This is a genomic window from Pseudomonas sp. HMWF006, from assembly GCF_003061205.1.
Classification (GTDB): Bacteria; Pseudomonadota; Gammaproteobacteria; order Pseudomonadales; family Pseudomonadaceae; genus Aquipseudomonas; species Aquipseudomonas monsensis.
Genome location: NZ_QAIU01000118.1, coordinates 1 through 3,203, shown reverse-complemented (window position 1 = coordinate 3,203; position 3,203 = coordinate 1). Strand labels below are relative to the sequence as shown.

Annotated in this window: 1 rRNA gene; it reads left to right on the top strand. The window is 51.1% G+C overall.

Annotation, left to right across the window (positions count from 1 at the left end):
- Positions 1-186 precede the first annotated feature (186 nt).
- Positions 187-3,080: ribosomal RNA gene (locus tag DBR24_RS04585) — 23S ribosomal RNA — on the top strand.
- The last annotated feature ends 123 nt before the right edge of the window (positions 3,081-3,203 follow it).

Below are 3,203 nucleotides of genomic sequence, written 5' to 3'. Positions count from 1 at the left end.
TTGATTTCTAGTCTTTGACTAGTTCGTTCTTTAAAAATTTGGGTATGTGATAGAAAGATAGACTGAACGTTACTTTCACTGGTAACGGATCAGGCTAAGGTAAAATTTGTGAGTGACTCTTAAGAGTTTTGCGAATTTTCGGCGAATGTCGTCTTCACAGTATAACCAGATTGCTTGGGGTTATATGGTCAAGTGAAGAAGCGCATACGGTGGATGCCTTGGCAGTCAGAGGCGATGAAAGACGTGGTAGCCTGCGAAAAGCTTCGGGGAGTCGGCAAACAGACTTTGATCCGGAGATGTCTGAATGGGGGAACCCAGCCATCATAAGATGGTTATCTTGTACTGAATACATAGGTGCAAGAGGCGAACCAGGGGAACTGAAACATCTAAGTACCCTGAGGAAAAGAAATCAACCGAGATTCCCTTAGTAGTGGCGAGCGAACGGGGACTAGCCCTTAAGTGGCTTTGAGATTAGCGGAACGCTCTGGAAAGTGCGGCCATAGTGGGTGATAGCCCTGTACGCGAAAATCTCTTAGTCATGAAATCGAGTAGGACGGAGCACGAGAAACTTTGTCTGAATATGGGGGGACCATCCTCCAAGGCTAAATACTACTGACTGACCGATAGTGAACTAGTACCGTGAGGGAAAGGCGAAAAGAACCCCGGAGAGGGGAGTGAAATAGATCCTGAAACCGTATGCGTACAAGCAGTGGGAGCAGACTTTGTTCTGTGACTGCGTACCTTTTGTATAATGGGTCAGCGACTTATTTTCAGTGGCGAGCTTAACCGAATAGGGGAGGCGTAGCGAAAGCGAGTCTTAATAGGGCGTCTAGTCGCTGGGAATAGACCCGAAACCGGGCGATCTATCCATGGGCAGGTTGAAGGTTAGGTAACACTGACTGGAGGACCGAACCGACTACCGTTGAAAAGTTAGCGGATGACCTGTGGATCGGAGTGAAAGGCTAATCAAGCTCGGAGATAGCTGGTTCTCCTCGAAAGCTATTTAGGTAGCGCCTCATGTATCACTGTAGGGGGTAGAGCACTGTTTCGGCTAGGGGGTCATCCCGACTTACCAAACCGATGCAAACTCCGAATACCTACAAGTGCCGAGCATGGGAGACACACGGCGGGTGCTAACGTCCGTCGTGAAAAGGGAAACAACCCAGACCGTCAGCTAAGGTCCCAAAGTTATGGTTAAGTGGGAAACGATGTGGGAAGGCTTAGACAGCTAGGAGGTTGGCTTAGAAGCAGCCACCCTTTAAAGAAAGCGTAATAGCTCACTAGTCGAGTCGGCCTGCGCGGAAGATGTAACGGGGCTCAAACCATACACCGAAGCTACGGGTATCACCTTCGGGTGATGCGGTAGAGGAGCGTTCTGTAAGCCTGTGAAGGTGAGTTGAGAAGCTTGCTGGAGGTATCAGAAGTGCGAATGCTGACATGAGTAACGACAATGGGTGTGAAAAACACCCACGCCGAAAGACCAAGGTTTCCTGCGCAACGTTAATCGACGCAGGGTTAGTCGGTCCCTAAGGCGAGGCTGAAAAGCGTAGTCGATGGAAAACAGGTTAATATTCCTGTACTTCTGGTTATTGCGATGGAGGGACGGAGAAGGCTAGGCCAGCTTGGCGTTGGTTGTCCAAGTTTAAGGTGGTAGGCTGGAATCTTAGGTAAATCCGGGATTCTAAGGCCGAGAGCTGATGACGAGTTACCTTTCAGGTGACGAAGTGGTTGATGCCATGCTTCCAAGAAAAGCTTCTAAGCTTCAGATAACCAGGAACCGTACCCCAAACCGACACAGGTGGTTGGGTAGAGAATACCAAGGCGCTTGAGAGAACTCGGGTGAAGGAACTAGGCAAAATGGCACCGTAACTTCGGGAGAAGGTGCGCCGGTGAGGGTGAAGGACTTGCTCCGTAAGCTCATGCCGGTCGAAGATACCAGGCCGCTGCGACTGTTTATTAAAAACACAGCACTCTGCAAACACGAAAGTGGACGTATAGGGTGTGACGCCTGCCCGGTGCCGGAAGGTTAATTGATGGGGTTAGCTAACGCGAAGCTCTTGATCGAAGCCCCGGTAAACGGCGGCCGTAACTATAACGGTCCTAAGGTAGCGAAATTCCTTGTCGGGTAAGTTCCGACCTGCACGAATGGCGTAACGATGGCGGCGCTGTCTCCACCCGAGACTCAGTGAAATTGAAATCGCTGTGAAGATGCAGTGTATCCGCGGCTAGACGGAAAGACCCCGTGAACCTTTACTATAGCTTTGCACTGGACTTTGAATTTGCTTGTGTAGGATAGGTGGGAGGCTTTGAAGCGTGGACGCCAGTTCGCGTGGAGCCATCCTTGAAATACCACCCTGGCAACTTTGAGGTTCTAACTCAGGTCCGTTATCCGGATCGAGGACAGTGTATGGTGGGTAGTTTGACTGGGGCGGTCTCCTCCTAAAGAGTAACGGAGGAGTACGAAGGTGCGCTCAGACCGGTCGGAAATCGGTCGTAGAGTATAAAGGCAAAAGCGCGCTTGACTGCGAGACAGACACGTCGAGCAGGTACGAAAGTAGGTCTTAGTGATCCGGTGGTTCTGTATGGAAGGGCCATCGCTCAACGGATAAAAGGTACTCCGGGGATAACAGGCTGATACCGCCCAAGAGTTCATATCGACGGCGGTGTTTGGCACCTCGATGTCGGCTCATCACATCCTGGGGCTGAAGCCGGTCCCAAGGGTATGGCTGTTCGCCATTTAAAGTGGTACGCGAGCTGGGTTTAGAACGTCGTGAGACAGTTCGGTCCCTATCTGCCGTGGACGTTTGAGATTTGAGAGGGGCTGCTCCTAGTACGAGAGGACCGGAGTGGACGAACCTCTGGTGTTCCGGTTGTCACGCCAGTGGCATTGCCGGGTAGCTATGTTCGGGAAAGATAACCGCTGAAAGCATCTAAGCGGGAAACTTGCCTCAAGATGAGATCTCACTGGAACCTTGAGTTCCCTGAAGGGCCGTCGAAGACTACGACGTTGATAGGTTGGGTGTGTAAGCGCTGTGAGGCGTTGAGCTAACCAATACTAATTGCCCGTGAGGCTTGACCATATAACACCCAAGCAATTTGCGTCGAAGAGAGCAGATTGCGGTGTGTGAAGACGAAACGAACCGAAAGTTCGCGCTGCTCACAAGACACCTGTATCACATACCCGATTTGCTGAAGCGAGGCCA